A 22,360-nucleotide genomic window follows, 5' to 3' on the forward strand; every position below is an offset into this window, starting at 1 on the left:
TGTTTTTATGGGTTGTCTTCGTCGGATGTACATAATGGAGTTTTTGTATTTGTGTGGGGTCAGACCCCACACGAATGTTTAGTGAGTATTAAATTAGGGTACGGGAAAAGGGTGTCTACTATTTTTGCTATGGAGGATTATAAATGAAGCAGTCGCCAAACGAACTAATGGATTCTCAAAAAAGTGTAGATGTGAATGGTTCTTCTTTTCATTGGGACACAGCAAAAGGTATTTTTCAATTTGAAGGCGAAGATGTGATGTTGTTTTGGATTGATTCAGCATTTAAGGTGTTTCTTGAATCCATTGAAGAGATTACAGGAGAAGGAACAGCAGACCTCGTTTTTGAAACAGCTGGGTATCGGACAGGGTTAATCGTTAGTGATTTTTACATAAGAACGATCAAAGATATTGAGATATCCGCTGAATCATTGCCTAACATTTATGCATCAGCTGGTTGGGGTAAAACATACATAGAGCTTGATGTAGAGAAAAAAGAAGCAATCATTACGATTACAAACAGCTGGGAAACAAAAATCAAAAAAGCGCAGAACAGCGAACGCATGGGACGCTTCTTACCTGGTCATTGGGCTGGTGTTTTCACCGGACTCTTTCAAACCAACATGTGGTTCGAGGTGCTTGAGAACGAGTCTGAACCTAACACGTTAGTATTAAAAATCACAGAATCACAAATAACTCCAAAAGATAATATACGCGATCTCGTTCAACGGGAAGAACAGCATGAGATTATGAAGCTAGAAGCGATGGTGGAAGATCGAACAAGAGAGTTAACCGATCTAATCAGAGAGATTTCCTCTCCCATTATTCCGGTTACCGATCATATCGTGGTTATCCCTTTGATCGGTAAATACAATGAGCTCCGTTCAAACGATATGCTCGAGCATACACTTACTTCACTTCCTCAACACCGTGCTAAATTTGTTATCTTGGATCTAACCGGTATTAAGTCTATCGACACTGAAATGGTAGGTATGCTGAACAAGCTTGTTTCTTCAGCACGATTGTTCGGGATGGAAACGTTGTTGGTCGGAATCTCACCTGAATTAAGTATGGAAATAACAAAACACCAATATTCTCTCGGAGAAAGTACATATTTCAGAAACCTAAAGCACGCCATCCACTTTGCTTTTGCAAAAGAAGGAATGCTCATACAAGAACCTACGAAGTAAAAAAATCCACGCTGCGGTTGCAGCGTGGATTTTTTGTTTTGTCTCAGAGGTATCTTGTTGTTCTCCCATGTATTTCTGAGAAGAACAAATTGAAGGGATTTGTATTTGTATGGGGTCAGACCCCATTTTCTTAAAATCTCAACGTTCGTCTAAGCAACTTGTCTGCCTCAACATATGATATACAGAAACCGAAGCCAATTGGAAGTCGGTATCAATTTGTGAGGTGAAACAATTAATGTGTAACAAGTGTGGAAACTACGACCACTGCAAACATGAAAAGCACGAGAAGCATGAAAAAGTTGAGAAGTGTTACAAGAAAGTAGAATGGGTTTGTGAAGAATCTTCTTCTTCATCCTCTTCATCTTCTTCGTCCTCTTCTTCATCATCTTCATCTTCTAGCTACGAAGTGTTGAAGTGCAAGAAGTACAAAAAAGCTAAGAAAAAGCAACATCATCGCTGTTGCGATCCTTGGGCAAGAATCTTGTTCTAGGATACGAAAAAAGGAGTCCAACTAGGACTCCTTTTTCTTTATTATAGACGCTTTGTCCCTAAGTAACGCGGTTTCCAATAGGTGTTGTTCATGTCTGAAATGGTCACTCCTGTTGAAGACCCGGCGTGGATGAACTTCCCGTTTCCAATATAGATACCCATGTGTGAGGCACCAGAATCAGTCGTTGAAAAGAACACAAGGTCCCCTACACCTTGACCAGATACTCGATATCCTGTTTGGTTCCACATTTCTTTCACGGTGCGTGGCAGTACGATATTGTGAGAGTTTTTAAAAACATAGTTGATGTACCCTGAACAGTCAAACCCAGCGGTAGTTGTTCCACCCCACTTGTACGGCGTTCCTTGAAAACGTTTGGCATAGTCTACTAGATACGTGTTATTAACATTATAGACTCCTAGTTTGTTAAAAGTACTGCGGCCAGCAATTCCGTCTGCCGTTAAACCTTTTGCACGCTGAAAGCTCATTACCGCACTCTTTGTATATGATCCAAAGTATGTCGTTGTTGAACCGCTATATGTAAAATAACCTTTATCTCGCAATATTGTTTGAAGTGTTTTCACATCTGAGTGTGTCATTGTTGGACGTAGTGTTTGATCTCCAATATTTGCAAACGCCTGTAGTGGCGATAATAATAAACTTGCACCTAAAACTGATGTAACTATCCATTTTTTCATTATTTATCCCAAACTCCTTTGATTTTCCAAGTAATCTATTATTATCCTACAATAAATAATAGGACTTGTGTTTTACGCTTCCGTTACGGAAAATAGGAATTTGGTCTTCTTGTAAAATCGTGTCGATTTTAGTATTGTGATAAAATAATTATCTGAAATAAACAATTTTGACATTTAATAGCCAAAATCCCCAACCCCTTCTCGCTGTAAAATCATATTTCTCAACAAGTGTTCATTCACAATTCATCCTCCTTGTGAATGTTTTCACATAAATTCTACCACTTTGATTCTAACAATGGAATATTCAGAATAAAAAAAGAAGCCTGCCCTCTTAGCAGACCTCACCCAACAATCTCTCCAAGCGTTTCCGCAAAGTTTTCAGATTGTGCAACCGAACCGAACTGTCTCACTTTTTGCTTTGACCCGTAAAATAATAGCTCTCCTTCTTTTAGAATTAAAAATGATGTACATAGTGTTTCTAACTCTTGCGCGTCATGACTAGAATACAGGATCGTCTTTCCTTCTCTCCCCAGCTGCCGCAAATCGTTCACGATCTCTTGCTTTGCAGATATATCAATACCTACTGTCGGTTCATCCAAAATCAGAAGATCCGGGTCATGAAGCATCGCGATCAAGATGTTCAGCTTTCTCTGGTTACCACCCGACAGATGCTTTACTTTTTTATCAAGGTGCTCAGCAAGTCGCCATTCCTCGCAGCGCTGCATCCATCTTTCTTCTGATGACCCTTTCGCTAACTTGGCAAAAAATCGTAAGTTTTCGCGCGTTGTCAGTTCATGATACACAGCAATTTCTTGCGGTACATAACCGATTTTCTGTCGAATCTTCTTTTGTTCTTTCCTCACATCAAGCCCATCGATCTGAACCGACCCGCCAGATCCTTTCATAAGTGTCGCAAGGATCTTCAGTAGCGTTGATTTACCTGCACCGTTCGGGCCAACAACGCCGACGGTTTCTCCTTTTTCAATAAAGAAGTTCATTTCTTTAAGTACTTCTTTTCTACCAAACTTCTTTTTCAAATTTTCTGCTGCAATCAAGCGCTGTCACCTGCCTTTATGGTTGTAAGTACGAATAAAATGATGCTTAGACCAACAAATATAAAAGGGATCATAAGTGTTTCTTGGTTAAACGATGATACGATCCAATATTGCGGCGTCCATTCTGCAGCGCGTTGTAAAATGCTTGAAAGCTCATCGCTCGGAAAAAAAGTTCCGCTCAAAAGCGATGTGCATAAAACGACGAAGAGTGTGATCGCTTGCCATGTGCGGTTGCTGTGTACGAAATAAGCAAACAGAAGCGATAGTGCGTTTAGAAATAAGACGTAGCCGATCAAACCAAAAATCGTTGCCACGTTCAACGTTAACTCATTTCTCCACCAGCCATAACTGAATAACAAAACAAGCAATGTTAGCTGCAAAAGTAACACGCCTAGTGCATTTCCGAACCAGTAAGCTGAGAATCGACCTGCTGCATAGGGTACTCTCGACCGCATACCCGAATCACGGTCTTTAATCGGCCAGCTGTTATATAAAAAACTAACTAACATGAGAAGTACGAGCATCCCTGGAACATAGATCGAAGCGACACCACCCGAATCTTCTACTGACGATTCTCTCGTTACCCCAACTTTATAGTCAATGGTCATAAGAGGTTTCGGCTCCCAATGTTTGTCGCTATAGGCCCAAGCATCTTTCCAGACCGTTGCTTGCTCCTTGGCATCGAGTTTCTCACTTTTTCCGTAAGTTTTTAACACCGTGTTCGCTCCGTACGAATTACTCGATAACCGCTTCACTTCACTTGCAAAAATCTCACGGACTAATCCATGAGAAATCGAACCAGAAGTAAGCCACATCGTAACAAGCCCATCTTCATCATTTTTCTGTATGCTTTCCATAAACCCTGCAGGTAAAAAGAAACCGATGGCGGCTTTTTGCGTCTCGACCTGATTTCGCGCCTCATCCTCGTTACGAACACTTACAGCGACCGCTGGATTTTTACTCACTCTATCTATAACCGTTTTTGAGTATTCGGTTTCATCTTCGTCTACAATCACAACAGGAATCTTGGTCGCTTCACTTGTTTTTTCCACGGACATGTCTAAAAAAATCAGCACGAGAACCGGAACGATGAGTCCCAGCCAGCTCCACGGACTTTGAAGTAATAATTTTATACGTGTAATGGCAATTGTCCAGACCATGGCAACCTCTTCTTTATCGTGATAAGTAGCAAGCTTACTACCCAAATGGTAATTGAAAAACTAAGCAAGACGAAAACAGACATCCAAGTTTCGTTTCCCACAAATAGCGTATTTACCAGTCCGCTGTGTGCGTGATGCAAGATGTTAAACATACTTACACTACGCCACATTTCCGGAAGATAAGAAAGCGGCAGAAGACTTCCGCTTGTAGCAACGAGCCCAACAGCAAGGATGATTCCCGCTCCCCACTTTGCTCCGTTACGTGCAAAAAGTTCCTGACAAAGCGCGAAAAGAGATGCGATGCCTAAGCAGTATGCTAAAAGTATGAATGTAGCTGTGATGCTCCACGTTTTAGTTAAAGCATAAAATAGTGCTGTCAAAACAGCGCTTTGGATGACGAGCAGTAGGAAAACAGAAATAACATTGCTAAAAAAGAATACGCCAGACCTTACTCCTTGTAGAGTTAGTCGTTCGCGCAGTGCTGTTTGTTCACTTCTTGCGGTTAAACTCATGCCGAACAAGCCACCGACAAGTAGCAGAATCAGCACACCTGATAAACTGTAATACTCGAGTGTTGTGATTCCGCCGAATGCACTTAGTGTTTCGGTTTCGTAAATCTTATTTCGGTTTAATGCTTGCAGGGTAAAGTCCGTGATGACCGTGTCGCGGTAAGCTCGGAATTCTTCTGAACTTAAGTCCATCTTTCGCAAATAATGAAATGCTGCGTTCGCTCCGCTTTGAGCAGATGAGATCAAGTTGGCGTTCGATACCATCACTTGCTGAAGGAGTTTGGCTTGAAAAGGCCGTTCAGGGTTACCGATGACAGTTACAGGAATATTTTTGCCGCCCCGAATTCCTTTTGTAAAACCATCCGGTACGATTACCATACCCGCGATCTCGTTGCTAGCCAGCTTTTCACTTGCGGTTTCTGCATCTGTTTTTTCAAAGGTTAATACGTTTTTTAGTTCTTCTGAGTTTTCATACTGCTTCATGAGCAATTTGGTTTCAAACGTGTTATCTTCATCTACGATCGCTACGGCAAAAGGCTCTACCCACTGCTTTTCTTCAAGAAGTGGTTTTAGCCCAAGATACGTGATTCCAAGTAACAGTATCGGGAACAGCATCATGGCAATCAGGGGAAAAGGCTGCTTTAGCCAGCATTTTACCGTTAGATGGGCAATGAGTAGCGTTTGCCTCATAGTGTCGTTCCTTTCGTTTAAAGATTTCGAGAAGGTTCGGGGCTGAGAACAGCTCAAAACCTATACCCATAGGGGCATTGGACTGGTTGAATCCATAAGTTTTGGCTATTTATCCACGAGTTTAGCCTGTTTATCCAGAAGTTTTAGCACTCAATCCTAAAGTTTTGTCCCTTTATCCACGAGTCTACAATCCTCGACAAAACGGACATACCCCACATGCTATAGATACCCTAATGGTTAGAAAAAAGGACAAAGATCAACTTTGTCTTAAGTTATCTCTGTCCTTCTTATTATCATTCTATTGGAACATTTGAGCGTTTTCACCGATAAATTGCTCGATGTTGCGTTGAATTTCTGACATCATCGTCATCATTTCAGCGTCACTCATCTCAGCAACGTTTACTGCTTTTCCTTCTGAAAGCTCAGGGAATTTCAGTTTATCGCCGAACGTCGTTTTTGTTTTGATATTTAATCCAACGTTGATATCGCCCATTGTAGCGTCGTTACCAGTTAGAGTTACTTTGTAATCGTGTTTTGCAAAGTCTTTATCAAGGTTTTGGTCACCCGTGTGCTCAATTTCAAGCGTCATGTCTGGAAGCTCCATTGGCGCATCGCCTGCAGGAACTAGATTAGCCGTCCATTTTGACTTCTTATCTGTGCCTTCACCATTAATTTGGAACCCAATACCTTCTGTTGTACCGTTTTCAGTCATCTCAAACTTTGCTTTAATGTCACGCTTCTTGCCGCCTTTTCCTTTTGGTTCGCTTTCCATCTTCACATCAACAAGCAATGTTTCGCCTTCAGGACCTGCGTTAAGAACCCAAGAAGAGTTCGTTACGTCACCCTTCGTCCAGCTCTCAGACTTGTAGTTCATCGGAACCGCTTCTTCACCGTTCGCACCAATCTTCATCGTTACGTTACGGCTTACTACTTTATCATCGCCATCGATGATTAAAACTTGCTTCATTCCACCTGGAATCTGTAAGTCATCTTTGATCGCTTTTTTCGCATCAGCAAGAAGTTTCTTAATCTCTTTCTTCGCATCTGCCTTGCTCATGCTGGTAGTTGGTGCTACCATGCCTGTTTGAAGTCCACCTTGCAATGCTGACTGTTCAGCGATTGCGTCTAGGATCTCATCGTCTTTTTCGATCTTTTCAACAAAGTTTACAAGCATTGCTTTTGTTTCTTTTTCAGAAAGAGAAACCGTTAGCTCGCGAAGCTTCTCACCTTTAAAATCAACATCGTCTTTTAGTTTTACGTTTTCATCTTTCACACTGTCTGCGTAAACTTTTGCAAACTCTTCAAACGCTTCATCACGAGCGTCTTCACTTAGGTCGCCATCTACTGCTTTAAAGAAGTTTTCAAGCTTTTCCATACCTTGGTACGCTGGATCGAACTTACGCATCACGTCACCGAACTGGCTGTTTTCGAAGTAAACGTTCTTATCGTAAGCTGCAGGTACGTTTACAGCCGTTTGTTTGTTGTTTTGATAAAACTCAGCATCCATTAAGTCTGCATCGTTCATTCTCAAAGCCATTTTAACAGATCCTTCTTCTTTCTTAGGATCTTGCTGTGTTGTTACCTTAAATTCGCTGTTTTCTAATACGGAACCGATCAAAGCAGCTTCCATTCCACCTGCTCCAAACATCGCTGGGTCAACATCTACCCCAACGCTCGCTTCAGACTTATACGCTTCTTCCATCTGCTTTTCAGAAAGTGCTAGCGCATCTCCAAAGCTGTCTTCAAACGATTCGTTCAGTGCTTTAAATGTGTTCATCTCGGATTTTAAATACAATTCACGCGGAGATAGATCAACGAACATCGCATAAGCAGTTGCCCCGATTGCAAGCACTGCGATAATAGCAAGCCCAATGATCAACGGTCGTTTCTTGTTTCCAGTACTCTGATTAACTTGTGTTTCCATCGTTTGGTTGTCCCCCTCTTAATAAATATATAAGCTTTCATCTACCAACTTATTACACTGTTATTCTAAAAAAATAGCAGCTTCTTTCTCTATTGGCCATTATGGGTAAAAAAGGAATTTTTTCGCCCACAGTTTTCTACTATACCCTAATTCTAGAATTATATCCATCAAATCACATAGTAAGAAAGTTTGATTTTATTGGGTATTTAAAACTGTACGAAGCTTTTTTATTGCCGCTTTTCTCCATGATTTTACTGCATAAAGAGTGACGTCAAACGTTTTTGCAATATCTGCTTCCGAGTTCATATGAAAGACGCGATGAACGACCCACCGTTGCTGATTTTCTGTTAGATGCATCAAGTAGAGGTTCAATGCTTCGTCTTCTAAAAATGGAATATGATCTTGATGGGAAAGATGTTGAAAGGTTAACGATTCATGCGGATCATGCGTGACCTCCGCCTCCTGCCACTTCAGCTCTTTTCGCAACTCTTGTAAAATACGTCCGCGAACATGGATGAAGGCAAATGACGAGAACTGCCCTTTTTCCGGGTTGTATGTTTCGTAAGCTTTCCAGAGTCCGAGTAAACCAGCTTGATAGTATTGATCGAAATGGTTCGTGAGGTGATAACGTTTGATCTGGGATTTGATGAGTGGTTCAAACATTGCAGCAACTTCTTCAAACGGTGTGTTTTTCATGGAAATCGTTCCTTTTTGGAATGTGCGCACATTCGGGGAATTCCGCGGTAACTTCACTATAGATTGGGGGAGTTTTGTAAAACAAAGTGCAACTCTTGAAAAGTTGTATGGTGAATGATGCAGAACGACAAAAGTTGCCTGTTAACTTTTGAATAGTTATCCACAATGTGTGTGCAGAATCACGGAAATGGATAGGTTTTTTGTTTAAAATGCTGGATTTTGAAGAATTTGGGTGTTGGTTTTGAGTAAATTGTGAGGAATTGTGGATAAGTGTTGTGGGTAGAATTTTGTTTAGGCTTCGTCGTTTTGAAGGTGGTTGATTTCCGTTTCAGGTTGCTCGCTTTCCGCGGGGCAGGCGGTGAGCCCCTTGCACTCCAACCAACTTATCAATGTTGTTAAAAAACTTGAGGGCAACATCTTTAGTTAGAAAACACACCCTCTTTCCTTTTGATGATTTTGATCCACGCAAAGTCGGTTTTGGACAATACTCTAGCCTCTTCAAAAAGTTTTTAGCCGCATGGCTCCTTTTGACTTCATTCTGGAACTTATGATGTGAAAGGAGGTGAGGCACATGGCGACAGCAGCTTTGATTGATTCAGCGATGCGTTTGGAGCTTGATGGTGGTTTGGATGCAGACAACAAGCCGGTGGTGAAGTATAAGAACTTTGCTCATGTTAAGACTTCTTCGACACCTGACCAGCTTTATGCGGTAGCGAACGCATTATCAGGACTTCAAGTGTATCCGCTTGTGATGATTACGCGAAACGATTCCTTCGCGATCCACTCTTAATCGAGTAGGAACGAGGAAAATATAGAAGAAAGGAGGGATTTCAATGGCCAAAGTGCTTGAATTGCAGTTTCTTAACCAAGAGAACAAAACGGTAACCATCCGCCTGGATGCTCCGATCGAACCGGTTGATCCTGCAGCTGTTAATGCAGCGATGGACACGGTAATCGCACAAAACATCTTCACTTCTTCGGGCGGAAACTATACGAGCAAAAAAGGTGCGCGTATTGTTGATCGTGAAGTGAGCGAGATCGATCTGTAAATAGTAGAAACATTTTAGAAATCATTATAAAAAAGCGACCGAAAAATCCGTCTTCTGATGTAGTTATTCAGAGGACGGATTTTTCTTTCTGTGGATATTGTGGACAATGTGGATAAATAAGTGGATAGCTTTACTTTATAGGGAGCTTTATCTCTTATAGTTGTGGATAACCTTTATTCAGTCTAAAAAGTGACGTTATTTAGTGAATATTGGAAGCGCTATATAAAAGCGCTTTTATGGAAATGCTCATAGGGTTTCGCTATAATACTTAACAAATAGAAGTTTTTAAAAATAAAAGGAAAATTAGTCACAATTATGGTAAAATAGTACAAACATTAATCACGTTGGAGGAAAAGGCATGGAATTTAAAATCGGTGATATTATTGAAACGTTCGACGGCTTAAAAGGAGAAATTACTTCATTGTTGACCAACACCGCTGTTGTGGACTTTTCCGTAACAGAAAACTATTCGGAGCATTTTGAAGACGCAAAGCAAGTTGTTCGTTTGAATGATATTAGACAGATCATAAATAGCTAGAACTTATTATATAGAAACTAAAATTTAAACTGACAAATAAAAACAGCTCTCTGCATCAACACAGAGAGCTGTTTTTTCGTATTTTATAAATTTTTTCGATTGTTTTGTGAAGTCACACCTACCGAGACGACGTTTGAATCGTTTTCTCTTGTGTATGTCGTTTCTTGAGACGTGTTGGATGAATAATCATGTAGATTATCTTTTCCGATTGGATTCTCAACAATTTCGGATCCTGCTTCTTTTAATTTTGTACCGATATTGCCGAGCTCGCCTTTTGTTTCTTTTGCTGTTGACAGCACATCATTTGAGATTTCTTTTAGTGTATTAATGTTTCCAAACACGTCTTTATTAAGACGCTCGTACAGTGCTTGTGCGTCATTGATCGCATCTTTTAAGGTGGTGCTGGCCGTTTTGAACTGGCTGATCATCTGATCTTTCACTTCACCTGGATTTTGTTTGACCTCTGTAATCATTTTGCTAGAACTATCCTTTAAACCTACCGCTGTGTTCTTCACTTTTGACCGAGTATTATAATCAATCAAGGCAAGTGCGCCACCAACGATACCGCCAATGACGATCCCTGTTAGGAGCTTGCTTTTTTGCGGATCTGCCACTCGCTCTCTTTGCGCTGTACCGTAAGCATCTTGGGGATACATGCCGTTTTCATATCCGTTTGTAGTGTTTACACTTTGTACCATTTTAAGTCCTCCTTCATTAATTTTTTTCGTAGTAAGGGGATTCCCTTTTCTCTAAAAGCTAAACGTTTGGGTAGGCTTTTTCTTGAATCTTCAACTTTTACATAAAAGTTTCTCTTAGTTCTCATACTAATGAAAATCTACTGTGATTGGAGGGTTTCATTATGGGAAAAGACAGACAGGAGAAGAAGTTACGTGAGTCTAAACGCGTTGAGTCTGACCGTGACCAAGACTTAAAATATTCTGGTGCTACAAAGATGGAAGGTCCTGACGAAGCACGCGCACGCAACCATCAAGATCAGTAATGGAAATGCTTAAGCAGCTCATTTAAAATGTGGGCTGCTCGTTTATTTAATTATGAAGCGTTTATCAGTATCCTTTTGCCCGACCCGTTGTTATGTCCTCTAGGATACAACAGACAAACAAAAAAGAGGACGGCACTCAAAAATGCAACTCATCCTCTTCTTTACTTCCATTTAATTGATCTTACGATGAAAAATGCGATCGATCCGGTAATTCCTACGATAAAAATAGGAAGTACCCACACGCTTAAACCTTCGCTGACTCCTTTTGCCACTTCCGAACATGCCCAAGTCATGTAAACGAAGAAGATTAAGATTTCGTTTTTCATTACGTTTATCATCATGCGCGCATTTTTATATTGTCTCTCGACGTTTTCTTCCGTTAGATTTAAGTAGTTGTAGATGTGCGGGTATTTTTCTAGCACGGTAAGCAGCAACCACGTCACCGCTCCCATCACGATTAAAATCCAAAGGTTGCTCTTACTTCCCCAGCCATCAGGATCTCCGGCTGCATTAAAGTGGGTAGGTACGGTGTCTGGGATAGCGGCCCATTCGGAAATCAAGCTCACGGTTCCCATTACAAGTAAGGTGATTGACGCGATATCTAAAAAGTTTTCGAACCATGTTCTTGGTATTTTAAGTTTTGGTCGAACTTCATACATATTTTCTTCAACCTCCTCCCTCTATCCTATACGTTTTTTTTTCAATAATAAGTTTCGTCATGAATTCAATTGTAATCCACGTAAAAAATATCTATAGTAAAATTATCAGATATTTTAAGGAGAATCTTATGAAACTTGGTGCGTTTTCTGTAAGTTTAAGTGTGAAAGACATCCACCGTTCGAAAGCATTTTATGAAAACTTAGGATTTGAAACGTTAGGTGGCAACATCGAGCATAACTGGTTGATCATGAAGAATGAGGATACTGTTATCGGTCTGTTTCAGGGTATGTTTGAGAAAAACATCCTGACCTTCAACCCTGGTTGGAACCAAAATGCAGAAAACCTTGAAGATTTCACTGACATTCGAGAACTCCAAAAGCAGTTGAAAGAAAAAGGAATTTCGTTATCGACTGAAGCGGATGAGGCAAGTGAGGGTCCTGCTAGTTTGACACTTGAAGATCCAGATGGAAACCTGATTTTGATCGATCAGCATAGATAATACATACAACAACGTCCAGATCATATGTCGATCTGGACGTTTTATTTTTATTCGTTTACTATTCCCATCGCGATTATAAACCAGTTAGCTCCGTTTTTGCTTCCGATTTGGAAGAATAGCGCAATGATCTCTTCTTTTGAAAAATGTTTCGTGAGCCGGTTGTATAATTCATCTGGCAGTTGCCCGTGATACGCCATGATGTGATCAGCGAGTTCGAGAGCTAGCTTCCCGCGTTCTGATAGTTCTGTGTTTCCTTCGTTCATCGCGGTTTTTCGAGAGGACTCATCCAGAGTCCCATAGTCCATGCTTTGTCAGTAGTCGCAGCCGTTGTTTGAGGCCGCTCGCAAGCGGAGCAATTCCATGAGTTCTGGCTCAAGGATGTTGTTCAGTGCTTTGTCCATCTGCTGAAAAGCATCTAGAATGCCTGGTGCGTTCGCAAGTGTTTTCTTAAAGGGCGTTCCTTCAACATCTACTTCAGGTAAACGTGCCATTTTTTACTCCTCCTCAAAGTTCATTATTCATTTTTTAGCTTACATGACTTCTCCAAAAGTTTACATTATTCTGTTTCAGATCACGTCTTTATGTTTCCTTTACAGATTTGTTAAGTAATGTTTACTATCTTAATCATATCTCAAGATAATAAAATAGTTTTACATGTTACGCTTTAACCATAGATAGAAAGTCTCACCTTCGACAGCATTATAGTAAGTTATCATTATTTCTAGATAACAATAAAGGGTTTTGTTGAATGCTGTTGAATTCCTTACCAACTAAGCCTAAGTCCGCTTGGTAAATACATCTGAGGAGTGATTTTTATGTTAAAGCGTTTCGTGACAGTTGCCGCATCTGTACCACTAGTCGTCTCTTTGGCTCTTCCAGCTTCAGCTGCTGAGCCAGCGAAGGAAGCTTCTTTTACACCTTCAGTTAAACAGGAAGCTGCATCACAGGAAATTATCGTACATTTTAAAGATTCTGTTTCAGCTGCAAGCTCTGTTGAAAATAAGGTTTCAAAGTTTGGCGGTAAAGTTGTGGATGTGACGAAAGACTTTACCGTTGTAAAAGTCGATGGCAATGTGGCAGACGCAGTAAAACAATATGAGAGTTTAGAATCCGTGGAATACGCTGAGCCAAACGCTACGTTCCATGCTAGTTATGTTCCGAACGACCCTGCATATAAGCAACAATACGCTCCTCAAAAAGTTGGTGCCGAGCAAGCTTGGGACACAACGCAAAGTTCATCATCTGTAAAAATCGCCGTAATTGACACAGGCGTTGACTACAATCACCCGGATCTAGCCGGAAAAGTAATTAAAGGTGCTGACTTCGTTGATGATGACAACGACCCGATCGATGAGAACGAACATGGTACTCACGTTGCAGGAATTGCAGCTGCGAACACGAATAACGGTGTTGGTATCGCAGGGCTAGCTCCTAAAGCATCAATCCTAGCTGTTCGCGTATTAGACGCAGAAGGCAGTGGTTCACTGGATGATGTTGCACAAGGCATCCGTTACGCAGCTGACCAAGGTGCACAAGTTATCAACTTAAGTCTTGGCGGATCTGTTGGTACGCAAACTCTTGAAGATGCGGTGAACTATGCATCTAGTAAAGGATCGCTTGTAATTGCTGCTGCTGGTAACTCTGGCGTTTTACTTCCGAGTTATCCGGCATATTATTCAAACGCAATTGCGGTTGCCGCTACTGATCAAAACGATAAAAAAGCGTCTTTCTCTAACTTTGGTACGTGGGTAGATATCGCGGCACCTGGTGTTGACATCTATTCAACGACACCAAACAACCAGTATGCGAGTTTCTCAGGAACTTCCATGGCATCACCGGTTGTTGCGGGTGTAGCTGGACTTCTGGCCGCTCAAGGTAAGAACGCTTCACAAATTCGAGCAGCACTTGAGGATACGGCAGATCCTGTAACAGGCACTGGCACGCTGTTCCAAAACGGTCGTGTGAATGCAGCAAAAGCCGTTCAGCAATAGTCATTACAATTTCAAAACCTCTAGAAGTCTTATATTTTAAGACTTCTAGAGGTTTTTTTGTTTAGAATCCGCTCATTATTGAAAAACTGTAAACAGAAACAGCTGTAAAGAGCGGAGGATTTTAGCTATGTTTGGTCTTGGTAAGGGTAAGCAAAAGAAAAAAACGTCTCAAGGCTCTGGCAAGAGTGAGTCGACGGAATCAGAAAAAAGGCAGAGTGAAAAAGAAGCGGAAGAAAAAATCGTTTACTTTTTCTTAATCAGTACAGCGGTTTTTGGCGTTGTCGTACTGTATCTTGGTATTTCTCGTGAGATGTCTTTTGTTGCTGATTCTTTTCTAAGTTGATTTTTCATGTACGGATTGTATAATAGTTGTAACTTTTAATATCGTTTAAAGCCGATTTATCGGTCTCTTATTTCGAGCAGGCGGAGGGAATTAGCCCTATGAAGCCCGGCAACCACCTATTTTGTTAGGCACGGTGCTACATCTAACAGTTTTACAGACTGAAAGATAAGAGGATGTGAACAGAACCATTCGTCCTCTTTTTTTAAAAAAAGAGGGCGTTTTTTTGTTGGATGCTGCTCTATCATTAACTTCATAGATAGTTGATTGGAGCGGAAGGTGTGAGACTCCTCGAAAATTGAACTTCAAATTTTCTTCGTGCGATGTGTCGCTGCCGAAGCCTTCCTTGTCCTGCGGGATCAGTGGGACAGTCCCAAAAGTGAAAGTGGCTCGTCCAGCCCCGACAAGCAAAAGGCGAACGGACTAGGAAGGCGTTTGTTTGCCTTTATGACCGTTTGACTTTTGACCTCGAGGGGTTAGCCACTGTAGCTAGACAGGTGAGACTCTTAACAGCGCAATGCGCTAAGAGGCTCACCGCACACTCCGCGGAAAGCGAGCAACCTGGAGCGGAAATCAACCGCATCCAAAAGCATCTTGAGATTCAGCAATAACTTTTTCACAAGTAAAGAAAGGATGTTCATGTATGGACCTTAACAAAGCGGACCGCATTAAAAAGATGCGTGTCCCAGAAGCCGATGAAAAACTGGATGACCGCTTGCCTCCTGGGCAGGTTGAAACAAAAAAGTTCCCCATCCTTCATGAAGGAGAAGTTCCTGTTTACGATATGAAAAAATGGTCGTTATCTGTAGAAGGACTCGTAGGAAAACGTGTCGAATTTAGTTTTGAAGACATCATGAAGATGCCTCAAATGACAGTAGTCCGTGATATTCACTGTGTGACAAGATGGTCACGGTTCGACAATGCGTTTGAAGGTGTTAAATTTACGGACTTTTTAAAGCATTTTGATGTGGATCCAAAAGCAAAGTATGTAATGGTCCACGCTGATTACGATTATACGACGAATGTTCCGCTTGCAGATCTGTTACGCGATGATGTTATTCTTGCGCACTCGTTTGACGGCAAGCCCTTAACGGACAAGCATGGATTTCCGCTTCGCCTAATTGTTCCTCATCTTTATTTTTGGAAAAGTGCCAAGTGGATTCGCAAGTTCGAGTTCTTGGAAGAGGATCAGCCAGGCTTTTGGGAGCAGAACGGCTTTCATATGTATGGCGATCCGTTTAAAGAAGAACGATTTTCGAGCGATGAGTTTGAGATGCCTGAGGATGAGTGGAAAAAGAAAGAGTATGATTGATCTCATAAGAAATAGAGGGGAAAATTGTTTACTTTCTTCCCCTCAGCATTTTAATCTCATTTTTTAACGCCGTAATTTGATCTTGGATGTCTTTCATCTGAGCTTCTTGTTCTTGCTGGTCTTTTAGGTCCTGTGCTTGATCGATATACACTTGTCTGAGAGCGATCGCTGCACTGAACGTTGCTAAGAAATCCCCCGCGGTCACAAGCGTTGAGGCGAGTAAGGCGAGTTCTGCAGCAAACGTGGTACCATCTTTATTATTTGCTAAATATTCTTCTTCTGCTTCTGCTAAAATGACGTCTACTACACGTTGATTCACATCATTCACTCCTAACACACGAATATGTAATACTATATGCGTTTGCCCTGTTTGCGGTGCCCGATGTTCCTCCTTTCCTATTCTGATTTTCGAAACGTAAAAATTCGACTTTTTTTCGTAAATTGTTCTTCATGTATAGGCATTTTGACCGATATTATCCTTACTAGGGAGGTTTGGCGATGGAACAATGGCTGTCTTTTCGTATTCCGTTCGATATCATTTCCATTTACATCTTAATTGCCGCAATCATTGTGGTCGGCATTTTCTCAAGCCTGCTTCGAACAGCCTTACCAGAATGGTCTGTCAAAATCTTTAGCTACACAGGGTTTGTTGGAGTAATCTTTGCTTGGCTGAAGCTATTGGAGTATTGATACATACATAAAAAAACGCCTCGGGGTTTGCTGCCCCCAGGCGTTTTGGCGTTTTATAGCGATTTAAAAAGCAGCTTACGAAGTACGGGCATCAGATAGTCGACAAGCTCTGAAGCACTTGGCACAACTACGTTTTGCGGCCCATAGATGTTCTGCATCAACTTCTCTTCTTCCTCTGTGATCTCTCCGTTCGCGATAAACATCCCGATCGTCTCGATCCCAAGCTTTCGTGTACGGGTGACCGCTTCGTGTGTATCAAGTACTCCATGCGATTCATAATCAAAAGCCGCTGGTTCTCCGTCTGAGAAAACAAGTAAGACTTTCTGTTGCTCTGGACGTTTAGCCAGTTCTTCACCCATACGTCTGATTGAATATCCGTCACGGTTATCTTCTTGCGGTTCGAGCTGTATGATCGGTGCTCCTGATTGATGCAGAGAGTTGCGATAGGAGATCACTTCATGAAAATAGTTCGGCTGATCGTTCGTTGAAGCATCTGCTGCATCTTCCCAAAAGCCAACTACCGAATGCGGTATCCGAAGAGCTTTTAACGTTTCATGAAAAAGCACGATCCCTTTTTGCGTCTCTTCCATCTTGTTGAACATGGACGCAGAGCAGTCAACGAGGAGCGTGAACGTCGTATCGAGTTCTTGTTGAGATTCTTGCTTTTTTCGGAAAAGTCTTGGGTTCTTATCGGTTACGAGTCTTGTAAGCTTCTTTCCGAGTCTTCCAAAGTGCAGATCTTCTCTCGGTGCTGTTCGTTTGTGCTCCATCGTTTTTAAAAAGTTTTGCTTCAGCTGCGAAACGAATGGCGCGATCTCTTGGTTGTATTCGTCATATTGAGCAATTTCGTCTAGTGTTGCCGGTTTTGCTGGCAAAAAATGCTCGGTGACATTTTTGTTCACTTCTCCGTATGGGAAGTGGTTTGCAGAGTCGGAACCATTTTGGTTGTTGTCGGTTTCGGCTTCATGCTCGTTTTGGGTGTCGAAGTCGTTGTTGTCTGTACTTTTGGCGCTCGTTTGAACCGATCCGAACACCGCGTCACCACTCTCCGCTTCCCTCGCACCTTCTCCTAACAGATCCGTGTTGGTCCCTTGATCAAGGTCCATTTGTAAAAACGAATCTTGTGGATCAGATGTTTCATCATGCCAAGAGGAATGAGACTCTTTTTCTTTATCGTCTTTGTCCTTGTCTGAGTCTTCATCCTTGGTGATCGTTTTCTTCGTTTTCGTTTCGTTATTGCGCGTGAGGTCGTCAAAGTTTTGATCGCTTTCACCTGTATTATCCGCTTGCTGCGACTGATCACTAAAACTGCGGTATGCGGTTTTCATATCGTTAAAGTTTGTATGTTTTTGAGTGATAGCAGCCATCTCGGTGATGATCGCCGCAATATCTTCAGTCGATTTTGCCGTTGTAAGTTTTGACAGAAATGATCGCAATTCTTGATAGACATCTTGCGTTTCTTGTGGCACGGCTACAAATCGTTTGTTCGCTAAAAGGATGATATGACAAAAAAGCGCATCAAGGGTACGCTTTTGCTGAATATGTTTTCGGTACTCACGGTTGTAGTGAACCTGGAACGTTTCTTTTCGAAGCTTAAAAGCATGCTTCATCCCGGGTCGGTTCTTCACGCAGATCTGCTCTAATCGATAGTCTTCTGCAAAGAGAAGGACCTGCTTGAGAAATTCCCGGTGAGGATGAGATTTCAGCTGCTTCAAAGTGCCCCAGATCACGTGGTCGTCCGTGTGAAACTGAGTTCCATAGCTGCGCAAATAAACATCCGATTTCCATCCTTCAAGCTGAATGTCGCGTGGGTACGGGTTCCAGAACTGGCTAACGTGTGTAACGCCGCTGTTTCGTTCGAGGTATGAGTGATACGAGAACGAAACATCCATTTTATCCACTTTTGAGAGTGAGCGGGAAAGATCGATCAGTTGCATGTGAACAAAAGAATCAATCTTCGTATCCGCAAATACTAGGAATTTCATCTAGGGAAAACCTCCAAAATCGTCGTGGGAAATAAATTGTATGGGGTCTGACCCCATTTCCCAGCTTACGCGAACAGGGTTGCGGCAACGTTAGCAACGAGGACGCGTTCGCGCGCATCTTCAAGCTTGTCTGCGATGGCGCGCTGAATGGCACGCTTCGCCGGCAGGTAAACAGAGAGATCGGCCGCATCAAGCAACGCACGGATAGATGCTGCATCCTCAGACAGATGGCCCGCTTTCGCCTGCCCGATCAAATCAGACGACAACTGAACAAACTTCGATAATACATCCTCTTCTTTTTGCTGAGATTGGTTCTTCAGCATTTCTTTTAACGTATCACCTTGGATGTAAGGCACTTCGATCACGACAAAACGGTTTTTCAACGCCTCGTTTAAAGGCACCGTTCCGATATATCCTTCGTTGATCGCTGCGATGACATTGAAACCAGGCTGCGCTTTTACCACTTCACCTGTGAATGGGTTGGCGATTGTACGACGGTAATCGAGCATTCCGTTTAGAATCGGTAGCGTTTCAGGTTTTGCTATGTTGATCTCATCTATATAGAGAAAATGCCCGTTCGCTGCAGCTCTTGTAACTGGTCCAGGAATAAACTGGATCTCCTGTTTACCCTCGCTATAACTTAACGTCTTATGACCAAGAAGCGCTTCTGCATCAAGATCGACAGAGGCGTTGACTTGATGCAGAGGTTGTCCGAACACGTTTGAAAGAAGTTCGGCAAGCTTTGTCTTACCTGACCCCGTCGGTCCTTTCAGCAATACATTTTTTCCGAGAGCAAGTGCGATCACCGCATCCTCAATCAATGCTGCGTCAGGTGCTGTATATCCCTGCTTTCCAATTAATTCTTTATATTCATTTGGTAGATTTTCTAATCGTTTGGCTGCATCTTGCTGCAGTTTTTCTTTTATTTCAATTGGAAGTTGGAGATTCATATCAAATTTCCTTTCTCTATGAGTGATTTCACTTTTGTTAAAAATCACTTCATCTATCAACAGTATTTCCACTTATTTGCTGTGTAAAGCCTTACACAATGTAACATTGTAAGCTTTTTCAGTGCAAGTACGTTGTTTAGCAAACACATTTTACTCAGAGAAAAGAGCCGATCATCTAAATTCGGCTCTCTTTTTTTGCTTTTTTAAATGTATATACGTTGTAGATAATGAGCGTTACAAACAGCACACTTATTGTTAAAATGGCTTTCGTTTCTTTTTCAAATGAGGTTAGACTGATTAAAAATTCTGGTAGGAAAAGCATGGTTGGTATTACGATTGTGAACCAGGTTTTGCTCCATAAAGAGATTCCTAAAAAGATGGCGATCGCAACGAGTGCCGCAATGATGTTTCCTGTTGCTCCAAGCTTTATGACAACCGGAGTTTTATACGCATCGTTTGCAAACAGAAGAGCTAAAAAAAACAAAATCGGCAAACTTCCTAAGATAAAAGTGGTGATAATCGTCTTAGTTTTTGAAAGCTTTGTGCTTGCTAAAAATTTGAACATCTTTAAATAAAAAAGCACGAGTATGATACAAACCGCTGGATAACCAACCACTTGAAGCAACGTGAATTGCACGCCCCCTCTCATCGAATCGCCTAGCAAAATATAGGCGAAAACACCGAGAACAATGATTGGGAGATAAGAGATCCATTTAAAATCGAATGACATTTCGTTTGAAAGCTGCTCCATATAAGCTTTTGGCGAATGGCCGATGATGTGAGAGACTGATTTTCCTCGCTTTTCTGCTTCTATCAAATGATCCTCCAACTCTTCTACGATCTCTTTCACCTCTTCGTCCTTTTTTCCACTCGAAAATAAATAGAGTCTAAGGTTATCTAAGAAATCTTGGCTTTCAGCTGTTAACGTATGTTTTAGCGCACTCATTTTCCGCTTCCTCTCTTTTGTAAAATGTGATCGACCGAACGGCTTAGTTGGTTCCATCTTTCAATAAATGCTTGAAGTTCTTCCTCGCCTTTACGCGTAAGCGAATAATATTTGCGTCTTGGCCCCGCCGTTGATTTTTTTAACGTGGTGGTAACAAGTTCCTCTTTTTGCATGCGTATGAGCAATGGATAGATCGTTCCTTCACTCGTTTGTTGAAAGCCGTACGATTCTAGCTTTTCTGCTAGCTCATAGCCATACACTTCACCTTCGTTGATGATTGCTAATAGACAGCCGTCAAGAATTCCTTTTAACATCTGAGTGTTCGACATATGGATACACCTCATTTCACTATCTTGTATTACAAGGGTTACGGGTAAAAAAAGAATCCCTTGCATAACAAGATATATCATTAGTATATGCGCCACTAACTTGTAATGCAAGGTATTTGTGTTAAATTGTTCCAAAATTTATTTTTCCTTATTCATGAGCTCTACCACATGCGGTTTCGGCTCCCAACAATTGAACTGATAGTCTGGTTCCGTATCATATCCAAGACGCACACAGTAATAGCGCATCCCTTGATTTGTTTTTTCAGGCTTAAAATTGATACACGTCGCACAGCAATGATACTTATTTTTCTTCATAGAAGCCGCCCTCCTCTATCTATCAGTAAAGTAACTTTTTATGATCGCCATATACTCTCTAACATGCGCTTGTGGAACAGAAGAAATTCTCAACGGCGAACCAAGCCCCTCCGCGTCAATGCCAACACGCTTTGCGATCATCTTTGTTCGAAAAAGATGAAAATCACTCGTTACAATGAGCAGCTGATCGTCTGGTTGAATCATTTTTTTTGTATATAAAAGATTTTCGTATGTACTCGTTGCTTTTTCCTCAATCTGAATGCGGTCCGCTTCGATGCCATTCTCAACGAGATAATTTTTCATGATAGACCCTTCACTCGTTGTTTTACCAAAGCCAAGACCACCGCTTACGATGAACGTAACGTTTGGGTGTTCCTTTGCATAGGCAAGTGCTTGATCTAGTCTACCTTTCAGTACGGCACCTGGTCGATTATTTTTCGTTCCGCCACCAAGCACGAGGATTGTATCTATCTTGGAAGAAACCTTCTCTGGATCGGTGTTGGCAGATGTAAGAATAAGAGTTTCTAGCGTTGCTGCAAAAAGGATGGTTGTGATTAAGAGGGTCAGTGTCGTTTTTTTGTACGTGTTAAATAGTTTCATAGCTGTGTTGTAGCGGAAGAAAAGAACGAGAAAAAGAGCACCTAACAAGAAAAAAACAGCAAGTCCCATATCCATGTTGGTCGTTTGAAGTAGCATGGCCGTTGCGTATACAGCAAAGAGGATACCGAGCGCTAAAAATAGTTTTTTCATAAAGAGTCTCCGTTCATAGATTTTCTATATTCTAGGATATCAGAAAAAGGAAAAGAGCGGAGAATGAAGATTCCGCTCTTTTAAAAAGTTATTATTTTTTATTTATATCAGACTCTTGAATTTCTTTTTGAATTGCTGAAGAGATGTCTGCTTTCTTTTGCTCGGAAGAACGTGTCGCATCAGTGCTCATGTTCTCGGTTTTTTTATTAACGGCTTCATTCTTTCTTTTCGTGATTTCAGCTAGTTCTTGTTTATAGTGTGTTTCAAGTTCTTTTTTCTTATCTTGAATGATCTTTTCTTTGTTAGTATCCAGATCCTTCTTGGCATCAGCAACGATCCCTTTTACCGCTATATTCACATTTTTGAGCAAGTCATTCTTCTCTTTGTTCAACTCACTCTCGATCTCAGATTGGTACGTATATTCCATAATCTTATTGTATAAGTCGTTTGCAAGATTTGGATTTGCCGCATACGCAGACGTAGTACCTATACCAAGTACGATTGTAGTCGCTAAAACAACCTTCGGCCATTTCTTAGCTGCCTTTTTCTTTGTGCTAAATTTCTCTTTACGTGATATTTCCATAATAAATACCCCTTCCT

Annotated in this window: 29 protein-coding genes and 1 riboswitch; of the genes, 11 read left to right on the forward strand and 18 right to left on the reverse strand. The window is 41.5% G+C overall.

All coding sequences use genetic code 11. The features are described 5' to 3' along the window. Positions 1–143: 143 nt before the first annotated feature. On the forward strand, positions 144–1,187 hold the full coding sequence (locus I5J82_RS15335; protein ID WP_198768584.1) for an STAS domain-containing protein: 1,044 nt from the start codon (positions 144–146) through the stop codon (positions 1,185–1,187). Positions 1,188–1,422: 235 nt separating this feature from the next. Further along, positions 1,423–1,677, forward strand: coding sequence for a hypothetical protein (locus tag I5J82_RS15340; RefSeq protein ID WP_198768585.1), 255 nt, complete (start codon positions 1,423–1,425; stop codon positions 1,675–1,677). Between the two features lie 41 nt (positions 1,678–1,718). Here the strand turns inward: I5J82_RS15340 and I5J82_RS15345 are convergent, their stop codons facing one another. The 6 genes from I5J82_RS15345 to I5J82_RS15370 all read right to left on the reverse strand — a co-directional run bounded on the left by I5J82_RS15345 (position 1,719) and on the right by I5J82_RS15370 (position 8,406). After that, entirely contained in the window at positions 1,719–2,372 is a 654-nt protein-coding gene (locus I5J82_RS15345) for a C40 family peptidase (RefSeq protein WP_198768586.1), read from the reverse strand. Between the two features lie 341 nt (positions 2,373–2,713). Beyond that, the gene (locus I5J82_RS15350) at positions 2,714–3,427 is read right to left on the reverse strand and encodes an ABC transporter ATP-binding protein (protein WP_198768587.1); all 714 of its coding nucleotides are present in this window, start codon (positions 3,425–3,427) and stop codon (positions 2,714–2,716) included. Beyond that, positions 3,424–4,587, reverse strand: a complete 1,164-nt coding sequence (locus tag I5J82_RS15355) for an ABC transporter permease (RefSeq protein ID WP_198768588.1) — start codon at positions 4,585–4,587, stop codon at positions 3,424–3,426. The genes I5J82_RS15350 and I5J82_RS15355 overlap by 4 nt, the downstream gene beginning before the upstream one ends. Further along, the gene (locus I5J82_RS15360) at positions 4,557–5,786 is read right to left on the reverse strand and encodes an ABC transporter permease (protein WP_198768589.1); all 1,230 of its coding nucleotides are present in this window, start codon (positions 5,784–5,786) and stop codon (positions 4,557–4,559) included. The genes I5J82_RS15355 and I5J82_RS15360 overlap by 31 nt, the downstream gene beginning before the upstream one ends. A 298-nt stretch (positions 5,787–6,084) precedes the next feature. Beyond that, a complete protein-coding gene (locus tag I5J82_RS15365; RefSeq protein WP_198768590.1) occupies positions 6,085–7,710 on the reverse strand; it encodes a DUF6583 family protein in 1,626 nt (541 codons plus the stop codon). A gap of 195 nt (positions 7,711–7,905) precedes the next feature. After that, positions 7,906–8,406 carry a sigma-70 family RNA polymerase sigma factor gene (locus I5J82_RS15370; RefSeq protein ID WP_198768591.1) on the reverse strand — a complete coding sequence of 167 codons (501 nt, stop codon included), beginning with the start codon at positions 8,404–8,406 and terminating at the stop codon, positions 7,906–7,908. Positions 8,407–8,977: 571 nt separating this feature from the next. Here I5J82_RS15370 and I5J82_RS15375 point away from each other — a divergent pair. From I5J82_RS15375 to I5J82_RS15385, 3 genes are all read left to right on the forward strand, one after another. Next, positions 8,978–9,196 carry a DUF1659 domain-containing protein gene (locus tag I5J82_RS15375; RefSeq protein ID WP_198768592.1) on the forward strand — a complete coding sequence of 73 codons (219 nt, stop codon included), beginning with the start codon at positions 8,978–8,980 and terminating at the stop codon, positions 9,194–9,196. Positions 9,197–9,239: 43 nt separating this feature from the next. Then, a complete protein-coding gene (locus I5J82_RS15380; protein ID WP_144697255.1) occupies positions 9,240–9,455 on the forward strand; it encodes a DUF2922 domain-containing protein in 216 nt (71 codons plus the stop codon). A gap of 358 nt (positions 9,456–9,813) precedes the next feature. Then, positions 9,814–9,993, forward strand: a complete 180-nt coding sequence (locus I5J82_RS15385; RefSeq protein WP_066398675.1) for a DUF2187 domain-containing protein — start codon at positions 9,814–9,816, stop codon at positions 9,991–9,993. 83 nt (positions 9,994–10,076) lie between these two features. Here the strand turns inward: I5J82_RS15385 and I5J82_RS15390 are convergent, their stop codons facing one another. After that, a complete protein-coding gene (locus I5J82_RS15390) occupies positions 10,077–10,691 on the reverse strand; it encodes a hypothetical protein (protein ID WP_198768593.1) in 615 nt (204 codons plus the stop codon). A gap of 161 nt (positions 10,692–10,852) precedes the next feature. Here I5J82_RS15390 and I5J82_RS15395 point away from each other — a divergent pair, with 161 nt between their 5' ends. Then, positions 10,853–10,993, forward strand: coding sequence for a YpzI family protein (locus I5J82_RS15395; RefSeq protein WP_144697249.1), 141 nt, complete (start codon positions 10,853–10,855; stop codon positions 10,991–10,993). Positions 10,994–11,154: 161 nt separating this feature from the next. Here the strand turns inward: I5J82_RS15395 and I5J82_RS15400 are convergent, their stop codons facing one another. Beyond that, a complete protein-coding gene (locus tag I5J82_RS15400) occupies positions 11,155–11,652 on the reverse strand; it encodes a DUF1648 domain-containing protein (RefSeq protein WP_198768594.1) in 498 nt (165 codons plus the stop codon). A 128-nt stretch (positions 11,653–11,780) separates the two neighbouring features. Between I5J82_RS15400 and I5J82_RS15405 the strand changes: the two genes are divergently transcribed. Further along, entirely contained in the window at positions 11,781–12,152 is a 372-nt protein-coding gene (locus tag I5J82_RS15405; protein WP_198768595.1) for a VOC family protein, read from the forward strand. Between the two features lie 47 nt (positions 12,153–12,199). Here the strand turns inward: I5J82_RS15405 and I5J82_RS15410 are convergent, their stop codons facing one another. Beyond that, positions 12,200–12,415: a carboxymuconolactone decarboxylase family protein gene (locus I5J82_RS15410; RefSeq protein ID WP_198768596.1), complete on the reverse strand. Its 216-nt coding sequence runs from the start codon at positions 12,413–12,415 to the stop codon at positions 12,200–12,202. Positions 12,416–12,463: 48 nt separating this feature from the next. Beyond that, positions 12,464–12,643: a carboxymuconolactone decarboxylase family protein gene (locus I5J82_RS15415; protein ID WP_144697237.1), complete on the reverse strand. Its 180-nt coding sequence runs from the start codon at positions 12,641–12,643 to the stop codon at positions 12,464–12,466. 324 nt (positions 12,644–12,967) lie between these two features. On the opposite strand from I5J82_RS15415, the gene I5J82_RS15420 reads away from it, so the two are divergent. The 3 genes from I5J82_RS15420 to I5J82_RS15430 all read left to right on the forward strand — a co-directional run bounded on the left by I5J82_RS15420 (position 12,968) and on the right by I5J82_RS15430 (position 15,795). Then, positions 12,968–14,143, forward strand: a complete 1,176-nt coding sequence (locus tag I5J82_RS15420) for a S8 family peptidase (RefSeq protein WP_198768597.1) — start codon at positions 12,968–12,970, stop codon at positions 14,141–14,143. Between the two features lie 127 nt (positions 14,144–14,270). Further along, positions 14,271–14,486: a hypothetical protein gene (locus I5J82_RS15425; protein WP_144697231.1), complete on the forward strand. Its 216-nt coding sequence runs from the start codon at positions 14,271–14,273 to the stop codon at positions 14,484–14,486. A gap of 64 nt (positions 14,487–14,550) precedes the next feature. Next, a riboswitch (SAM riboswitch) is annotated at positions 14,551–14,658 on the forward strand. A 468-nt stretch (positions 14,659–15,126) separates the two neighbouring features. Next, positions 15,127–15,795, forward strand: coding sequence for a sulfite oxidase-like oxidoreductase (locus tag I5J82_RS15430; RefSeq protein WP_233096503.1), 669 nt, complete (start codon positions 15,127–15,129; stop codon positions 15,793–15,795). A 28-nt stretch (positions 15,796–15,823) separates the two neighbouring features. Here I5J82_RS15430 and I5J82_RS15435 read toward each other — a convergent pair whose 3' ends face one another. After that, on the reverse strand, positions 15,824–16,114 hold the full coding sequence (locus I5J82_RS15435; protein ID WP_144697228.1) for a hypothetical protein: 291 nt from the start codon (positions 16,112–16,114) through the stop codon (positions 15,824–15,826). A gap of 179 nt (positions 16,115–16,293) precedes the next feature. Here I5J82_RS15435 and I5J82_RS15440 point away from each other — a divergent pair, with 179 nt between their 5' ends. Then, positions 16,294–16,485, forward strand: coding sequence for a hypothetical protein (locus tag I5J82_RS15440; protein ID WP_198768598.1), 192 nt, complete (start codon positions 16,294–16,296; stop codon positions 16,483–16,485). Between the two features lie 53 nt (positions 16,486–16,538). Here I5J82_RS15440 and I5J82_RS15445 read toward each other — a convergent pair whose 3' ends face one another. From I5J82_RS15445 to I5J82_RS15475, 7 genes are all read right to left on the reverse strand, one after another. After that, entirely contained in the window at positions 16,539–18,470 is a 1,932-nt protein-coding gene (locus I5J82_RS15445) for a vWA domain-containing protein (RefSeq protein ID WP_198768599.1), read from the reverse strand. Between the two features lie 65 nt (positions 18,471–18,535). After that, complete coding sequence (locus I5J82_RS15450; RefSeq protein ID WP_198768600.1) at positions 18,536–19,420, reverse strand: ATP-binding protein; 885 nt, start codon at positions 19,418–19,420, stop codon at positions 18,536–18,538. Positions 19,421–19,595: 175 nt separating this feature from the next. Continuing rightward, the gene (locus I5J82_RS15455) at positions 19,596–20,366 is read right to left on the reverse strand and encodes an HAAS domain-containing protein (protein ID WP_197221596.1); all 771 of its coding nucleotides are present in this window, start codon (positions 20,364–20,366) and stop codon (positions 19,596–19,598) included. Further along, positions 20,363–20,695 carry a PadR family transcriptional regulator gene (locus I5J82_RS15460; RefSeq protein WP_198768601.1) on the reverse strand — a complete coding sequence of 111 codons (333 nt, stop codon included), beginning with the start codon at positions 20,693–20,695 and terminating at the stop codon, positions 20,363–20,365. Before I5J82_RS15460 ends, I5J82_RS15455 begins: the two co-directional genes overlap by 4 nt. Positions 20,696–20,833: 138 nt before the next feature. After that, complete coding sequence (locus I5J82_RS15465) at positions 20,834–21,010, reverse strand: hypothetical protein (RefSeq protein ID WP_198768602.1); 177 nt, start codon at positions 21,008–21,010, stop codon at positions 20,834–20,836. 15 nt (positions 21,011–21,025) lie between these two features. After that, entirely contained in the window at positions 21,026–21,760 is a 735-nt protein-coding gene (locus I5J82_RS15470) for a YdcF family protein (RefSeq protein WP_198768603.1), read from the reverse strand. Between the two features lie 91 nt (positions 21,761–21,851). Continuing rightward, entirely contained in the window at positions 21,852–22,343 is a 492-nt protein-coding gene (locus tag I5J82_RS15475; protein WP_198768604.1) for a hypothetical protein, read from the reverse strand. Positions 22,344–22,360: the final 17 nt, after the last annotated feature.

It is taken from the genome of Fictibacillus halophilus (assembly GCF_016401385.1).
GTDB classification, from domain to species: Bacteria; Bacillota; Bacilli; order Bacillales; family Fictibacillaceae; genus Fictibacillus; species Fictibacillus halophilus.

Excerpts from the sequence above, each read along its gene's own strand:
- I5J82_RS15475 (WP_198768604.1), bottom strand. The coding sequence starts at position 22,343 with ATGGAAATATCACGTAAAGAGAAATTTAGCACAAAGAAAAAGGCAGCT.
- I5J82_RS15335 (WP_198768584.1), top strand. The coding sequence starts at position 144 with ATGAAGCAGTCGCCAAACGAACTAATGGATTCTCAAAAAAGTGTAGAT.
- I5J82_RS15375 (WP_198768592.1), top strand. The coding sequence starts at position 8,978 with ATGGCGACAGCAGCTTTGATTGATTCAGCGATGCGTTTGGAGCTTGAT.
- I5J82_RS15405 (WP_198768595.1), top strand. The coding sequence starts at position 11,781 with ATGAAACTTGGTGCGTTTTCTGTAAGTTTAAGTGTGAAAGACATCCAC.
- I5J82_RS15390 (WP_198768593.1), bottom strand. The coding sequence starts at position 10,691 with ATGGTACAAAGTGTAAACACTACAAACGGATATGAAAACGGCATGTAT.
- I5J82_RS15410 (WP_198768596.1), bottom strand. The coding sequence starts at position 12,415 with ATGAACGAAGGAAACACAGAACTATCAGAACGCGGGAAGCTAGCTCTC.
- I5J82_RS15420 (WP_198768597.1), top strand. The coding sequence starts at position 12,968 with ATGTTAAAGCGTTTCGTGACAGTTGCCGCATCTGTACCACTAGTCGTC.
- I5J82_RS15460 (WP_198768601.1), bottom strand. The coding sequence starts at position 20,695 with ATGTCGAACACTCAGATGTTAAAAGGAATTCTTGACGGCTGTCTATTA.
- I5J82_RS15440 (WP_198768598.1), top strand. The coding sequence starts at position 16,294 with ATGGAACAATGGCTGTCTTTTCGTATTCCGTTCGATATCATTTCCATT.
- I5J82_RS15400 (WP_198768594.1), bottom strand. The coding sequence starts at position 11,652 with ATGTATGAAGTTCGACCAAAACTTAAAATACCAAGAACATGGTTCGAA.
- I5J82_RS15470 (WP_198768603.1), bottom strand. The coding sequence starts at position 21,760 with ATGAAAAAACTATTTTTAGCGCTCGGTATCCTCTTTGCTGTATACGCA.
- I5J82_RS15465 (WP_198768602.1), bottom strand. The coding sequence starts at position 21,010 with ATGAAGAAAAATAAGTATCATTGCTGTGCGACGTGTATCAATTTTAAG.
- I5J82_RS15415 (WP_144697237.1), bottom strand. The coding sequence starts at position 12,643 with ATGGCACGTTTACCTGAAGTAGATGTTGAAGGAACGCCCTTTAAGAAA.
- I5J82_RS15450 (WP_198768600.1), bottom strand. The coding sequence starts at position 19,420 with ATGAATCTCCAACTTCCAATTGAAATAAAAGAAAAACTGCAGCAAGAT.
- I5J82_RS15455 (WP_197221596.1), bottom strand. The coding sequence starts at position 20,366 with ATGAGTGCGCTAAAACATACGTTAACAGCTGAAAGCCAAGATTTCTTA.
- I5J82_RS15365 (WP_198768590.1), bottom strand. The coding sequence starts at position 7,710 with ATGGAAACACAAGTTAATCAGAGTACTGGAAACAAGAAACGACCGTTG.
- I5J82_RS15380 (WP_144697255.1), top strand. The coding sequence starts at position 9,240 with ATGGCCAAAGTGCTTGAATTGCAGTTTCTTAACCAAGAGAACAAAACG.
- I5J82_RS15345 (WP_198768586.1), bottom strand. The coding sequence starts at position 2,372 with ATGAAAAAATGGATAGTTACATCAGTTTTAGGTGCAAGTTTATTATTA.
- I5J82_RS15385 (WP_066398675.1), top strand. The coding sequence starts at position 9,814 with ATGGAATTTAAAATCGGTGATATTATTGAAACGTTCGACGGCTTAAAA.
- I5J82_RS15430 (WP_233096503.1), top strand. The coding sequence starts at position 15,127 with ATGGACCTTAACAAAGCGGACCGCATTAAAAAGATGCGTGTCCCAGAA.
- I5J82_RS15360 (WP_198768589.1), bottom strand. The coding sequence starts at position 5,786 with ATGAGGCAAACGCTACTCATTGCCCATCTAACGGTAAAATGCTGGCTA.
- I5J82_RS15370 (WP_198768591.1), bottom strand. The coding sequence starts at position 8,406 with ATGAAAAACACACCGTTTGAAGAAGTTGCTGCAATGTTTGAACCACTC.
- I5J82_RS15445 (WP_198768599.1), bottom strand. The coding sequence starts at position 18,470 with ATGAAATTCCTAGTATTTGCGGATACGAAGATTGATTCTTTTGTTCAC.
- I5J82_RS15340 (WP_198768585.1), top strand. The coding sequence starts at position 1,423 with ATGTGTAACAAGTGTGGAAACTACGACCACTGCAAACATGAAAAGCAC.
- I5J82_RS15355 (WP_198768588.1), bottom strand. The coding sequence starts at position 4,587 with ATGGTCTGGACAATTGCCATTACACGTATAAAATTATTACTTCAAAGT.
- I5J82_RS15425 (WP_144697231.1), top strand. The coding sequence starts at position 14,271 with ATGTTTGGTCTTGGTAAGGGTAAGCAAAAGAAAAAAACGTCTCAAGGC.
- I5J82_RS15395 (WP_144697249.1), top strand. The coding sequence starts at position 10,853 with ATGGGAAAAGACAGACAGGAGAAGAAGTTACGTGAGTCTAAACGCGTT.